A 4,212-nucleotide genomic window follows, 5' to 3' on the forward strand; every position below is an offset into this window, starting at 1 on the left:
CTTTAAGAAAGTATTGCCAAATGTGTTCCGTAGCGTTATCAAAAACTGGCAACATTTATAAACCAATAATAAACAATGAGTTATGTAAATACTGCTCCAACATGACTCACAAAAAAAGGAATGAGCATCACAAGGATGAGTAACCAAATGCCCCAAACTGCACCAATGCTGTGCATCCATCACACTAAGGATGCAAACCAACAAGCTGCGAGTCTGATAAACTGGCAACAGGAATATGACCAACTCAGCGATGGTCGATTTTTAGGTCAAATTCGAGAACGACGATTTCCCAATTTCCATGTGTTTCGTGAAGACAGTAACCGCTCGCTAAGACAGCAATGCAGGGTTGAAGAGGGAGGTATTTGGTTGGGTTTGAGTGCGGAAAATAAGCCGCTACACCTAAATCACAGTCAGTTTAATTCAAGCCAACTTTTGCTTAGGCAAGGTGGCGCTGATTTTGAGTTAATGACACCGGAGCAGTTTTCTATCTATGGAATAGTGCTCGACAAAAACTTCGTTCACATCATAGAAAATCAACTTGAGCTTGGGAGTATCCAAAACAACACATTACACTTAACGGGTTTGACGGAAAAACACATTCAACAACTTAAATACTACTTAGGCACGTTACTTGGTTCCGCCGAGCCAAGATGGTCTGAAACCACACATCAAGCAATCTTAAAAGATATTGTGCTGGAGTTGTTCTCACTCAGTTCACTGCACACGAGCCATCCGATATCAATCTCTCATCGTCAACACGTGATGCACCGTATAAAACAACAGCTACAGGATCTAGACTACCGTACACCGATAACCGTCAGTGAACTGTGTGACGCAGTACACGTCAGTCGTCGCACACTACAGTACACCTTTGAACATTGCTGTAATACTTCCCCAAAGCAGTTCATACATCGAATGCGCCTGAATCAAGTACGTAGAGTGCTACAAAACCCTGAAGATAATCGAACAATTGCAGAAATCGCTTTTGACTTTGGTTTTTTCCATCTCGGGCAGTTCAGTCAAAGCTACAAGCGGCTATTTGGTGAGACGCCAACTGAAACGAGAAAATGGGAGCCCAGCAAATAAAATGACAGGCAGTATATTCTTTCAGATCCTGCGTTGGGGCCATGTTATGCAGTCGCAATGATTTGCTGAAACTTAGCATGAAGCTCTTCAAGTGCCGCTTCAACATCCGGTTCTGCACGGCTCAAGTGCGAGATTAACGTCATAAAATAGCAGTCAAAAATCAGCGGTATTTTTCCCTCAAGGACGGAGCTTCCGTTTACAGATTGAAACAAAGCTTGGTTAAACGACTGATAATAATCCAAATCCCAAATCACTTCTTTCAACAAAGCTCGGCTCAGCTCAACGTTCGCAAAATAGTAGCGATAGTATTTCTCCGTCAGCGCCAAACCAATGTCGATATCGGTTTTACCTTCCACACTGACTAGCGTTTCTTGGCTGATCTGTTGCAGTTGCGCCAGCATCCCTTCGCGCAAAATCGACAGTTTAGTCGGGAAATGGCTAAACACTGTACCATCGGCTACTCCTGCTTCTCTCGCTATCTGCCTTGTGGTCGTCATGTCATAGCCATTTTGAGCAAAAGATGCCCATGCGGCTTTTAGAATTTTATCTCTGGTTTGTTGTCGCTTCGTCATTGATGTGTCTGCTTAATGAGCCTGAAAGGATCATACCTTGCGTGGTTGAGATTGACAAATTGAGCGCGCTCATTTATAAAATTGAGCATGCTCATTTTATATAAAAACAAAAGGAATCGCTCATGTACGTATTAAACAAACTAGGCCAAGGATTGATTTTCTTCCCGACCATCTTCTGCTTTTCGTATATTTTAAGACCGATATTAATGGTCATCCTTATTCCAGGAGGACTCGCACTTTTGGCGTTAATCGGTGGCGCAGAAGTCAGAGCGGAACTCAAAGCCATGCTGCTTGAGGAGTTTTTTGGCGTTAGCCCATCGCACACCACCTCGAAAAAGGCGTGAGTGCGCTACAAACGTTGGCAAGGCTAAGTAAAAAAGAAAACGCGCAGATATCGAGATCTCAATACCTGCGCGTAGATGCGGTGAAAATAAGACTGGCTTTAGTCAGTATTCATGTTCTGGCCAATTCGCCATAAAACGCCACTAGGGTCAAACAAACAACATTCGCGCATGCCCCAAGGTTGCTCGACTAGCTCTGTCAAACGCGAACCAAATTCCTCATGACCCACTTTGGATAAGTGCTGATGCCAACTTTCCGCGTCTTCTACGAGCAAGTGCATCATGAAGTTATTGCCGTGTTCTGGCTCATAAAAATTCTGTAAAAGAAACGCGCAGCTACCTTGAGAGAAGTATGCTACATCACCGAAGTCCGACGCCATTTCAAAGCCAATCGCCTCATAAAAGCGTTTTGATAGCGCGTAATCTTTCGCCGGAACAAATGATTTGATTTCAACAATATTGAGGTTTTCCATTTCCAATTTCCTAAGCCTTTTTCCATAAAACTGACTGACGTAATCTCGCTCTATGCCTTCTATTCGCCTTGCGTGATCTGCTGTGATGACAGTGGCACACACTCTGCCATTTGCGTTTGTAACCACGTGATAAATTTATGTTCGAGTTCTGTACGCTTTTTATCTTGACTCAATAAAACGTAATTGCAACTTGATGGAGAAAACCCAAATGGTGCGACCAAATTACCACGCTTAATATCGTCCATGACAAAAGGATACGATCCCATTGCGACGCCTAAGCCATCCACTGCGGCTTGTATGCAAAAATAAAAATGCGCGAATGATTGCTGAGTGTTGCCGTTGAAAGTTTCACAACGTGTTGATTGCTGCCAATCCGCCCAAGCATTCGGTCTGGTTTGGCTATTCAACAATCGAGCTGCTTTCAAATTGTCTTTAATGGATTGCCAATACTCAGGAGAAAATACCGGCCCCACCCACTCTTCCACAAGAATGGTTTTGTCGTAATCGTGATGCTGCGCAAAATCGTCTCGACGAATCGCCATCGAAAGCCCAGTTGATCCTAATGTTACCGGGCCACCAGCCGTCGACAAACGAACATCAGCACGGTGTTCATCATTAAACGCGGCCAACCTTGGCATCAACCAGCGCATGGTTAATGTCGGTTCACAAGACACTTCAAGATGCTGATGCTTCTCTTGAATAAGCGTATTCACGCCTGTTTCTAGCGTTTGGAATGCCGTTTCTGTGTATGTCTTGAGTAATTCGCCTTCTGCCGTCAACACGACTTTCCTGCCCTCTTTGAAGAACAAAGGTTGAGACAGATATTGCTCAAGTTGCTTGATCTGCTTACTCACGGCTCCGTGGGTAATGTTCAGTTTGTCAGCCGCTTCAGTGTAGCTTGAAGAACTCGCCGCAACGTGGAAGACATAAAAAGATTTCAGGTGACGCATCTGTGAGTTTTTCTCACCAATATGGGAATGTTTTTCGATTATAGTCAGTAATAAAGACGCCTACAATTTCGCTACATCCCAGACTTCATCATTCAAACAGGAAATCGATATGGAATTTGTAACTCTTGCGTTATTAGGTGTGCTTATTGTCATTAGCCCTGGCGCAGACTTTGTTTTGGTATTAAGAAATAGCTTAAATCAAGGACGAAAAGCAGGCGTATACAGTGCGATTGGTATCAGCATGGCGATCAGCATCCACATCGCTTACTCCATGCTAGGGATCAGTTACTTAATTTCACAAAATGAATGGTTGTTTAATCTCGTGCGCTATCTTGGGGCCGCTTATCTTGTCTACCTTGGGATTAAAGGAATATTCTCCTCGCAGCCTGCGTCAAACTCAGAAACCATTCAACAGAGCGAGTATTCAATGTGGCGATTTTTCATGCAGGGATTTCTGTGTAATTTACTCAATCCCAAGACGATGCTGTTTTTTCTGAGTATTTTTAGCCAAGTGATTTCTCCCGACTCTAGTCAGCAACCCATCGCCTTGTTTTACGGGATTTATATGATTGCGCTGCATGGTATTTGGTTTTCTATCGTTGCTGTTTTATTCACGTCATCCCAGCTACAAGCTTTCTTGTTGAAGATTAAGCATCGACTCAATCAAGCATGTGGGGCGGGATTAATCATTTTCGGCGCAATGCTGGGCTTAAAGGTGTAGTGCGCTTGCGGTCCGATTACCCCAGTTCAAATTGATCATTGAACAAGTGGCAGTAATCAAATAAAAATC

Annotated in this window: 6 protein-coding genes; 3 read left to right on the forward strand and 3 right to left on the reverse strand. The window is 43.6% G+C overall.

The annotated features are described in order from the left end of the window. Nucleotides 1-135: 135 nt before the first annotated feature. Complete coding sequence (locus CAG68_RS04170) at nucleotides 136-1,086, forward strand: helix-turn-helix domain-containing protein (RefSeq protein ID WP_161440815.1); 951 nt, start codon at nucleotides 136-138, stop codon at nucleotides 1,084-1,086. Between the two features lie 44 nt (nucleotides 1,087-1,130). Here the strand turns inward: CAG68_RS04170 and CAG68_RS04175 are convergent, their stop codons facing one another. Continuing rightward, nucleotides 1,131-1,658, reverse strand: coding sequence for a TetR/AcrR family transcriptional regulator (locus tag CAG68_RS04175; protein WP_005373975.1), 528 nt, complete (start codon nucleotides 1,656-1,658; stop codon nucleotides 1,131-1,133). A gap of 122 nt (nucleotides 1,659-1,780) precedes the next feature. On the opposite strand from CAG68_RS04175, the gene CAG68_RS04180 reads away from it, so the two are divergent. After that, nucleotides 1,781-2,002, forward strand: a complete 222-nt coding sequence (locus CAG68_RS04180) for a hypothetical protein (RefSeq protein ID WP_017635120.1) — start codon at nucleotides 1,781-1,783, stop codon at nucleotides 2,000-2,002. A 98-nt stretch (nucleotides 2,003-2,100) separates the two neighbouring features. On the opposite strand, the gene CAG68_RS04185 is transcribed toward CAG68_RS04180, so the two are convergent. Both CAG68_RS04185 and CAG68_RS04190 read right to left on the reverse strand, forming a co-directional pair. Continuing rightward, nucleotides 2,101-2,472: a VOC family protein gene (locus tag CAG68_RS04185; protein ID WP_005373979.1), complete on the reverse strand. Its 372-nt coding sequence runs from the start codon at nucleotides 2,470-2,472 to the stop codon at nucleotides 2,101-2,103. A gap of 59 nt (nucleotides 2,473-2,531) precedes the next feature. Beyond that, nucleotides 2,532-3,422: a LysR family transcriptional regulator gene (locus CAG68_RS04190; protein WP_005388706.1), complete on the reverse strand. Its 891-nt coding sequence runs from the start codon at nucleotides 3,420-3,422 to the stop codon at nucleotides 2,532-2,534. A gap of 109 nt (nucleotides 3,423-3,531) precedes the next feature. Between CAG68_RS04190 and CAG68_RS04195 the strand changes: the two genes are divergently transcribed. Continuing rightward, nucleotides 3,532-4,143: a LysE family translocator gene (locus tag CAG68_RS04195; protein WP_064354511.1), complete on the forward strand. Its 612-nt coding sequence runs from the start codon at nucleotides 3,532-3,534 to the stop codon at nucleotides 4,141-4,143. The last annotated feature ends 69 nt before the right edge of the window (nucleotides 4,144-4,212 follow it).

This window comes from Vibrio sp. V42_P2S4T144 (assembly GCF_009904715.1).
Taxonomy (GTDB): domain Bacteria; phylum Pseudomonadota; class Gammaproteobacteria; order Enterobacterales; family Vibrionaceae; genus Vibrio; species Vibrio alginolyticus.

Excerpts from the sequence above, each read along its gene's own strand:
- CAG68_RS04170 (WP_161440815.1), top strand. The coding sequence starts at position 136 with ATGAGTAACCAAATGCCCCAAACTGCACCAATGCTGTGCATCCATCAC.
- CAG68_RS04175 (WP_005373975.1), bottom strand. The coding sequence starts at position 1,658 with ATGACGAAGCGACAACAAACCAGAGATAAAATTCTAAAAGCCGCATGG.
- CAG68_RS04180 (WP_017635120.1), top strand. The coding sequence starts at position 1,781 with ATGTACGTATTAAACAAACTAGGCCAAGGATTGATTTTCTTCCCGACC.
- CAG68_RS04185 (WP_005373979.1), bottom strand. The coding sequence starts at position 2,472 with ATGGAAAACCTCAATATTGTTGAAATCAAATCATTTGTTCCGGCGAAA.
- CAG68_RS04190 (WP_005388706.1), bottom strand. The coding sequence starts at position 3,422 with ATGCGTCACCTGAAATCTTTTTATGTCTTCCACGTTGCGGCGAGTTCT.
- CAG68_RS04195 (WP_064354511.1), top strand. The coding sequence starts at position 3,532 with ATGGAATTTGTAACTCTTGCGTTATTAGGTGTGCTTATTGTCATTAGC.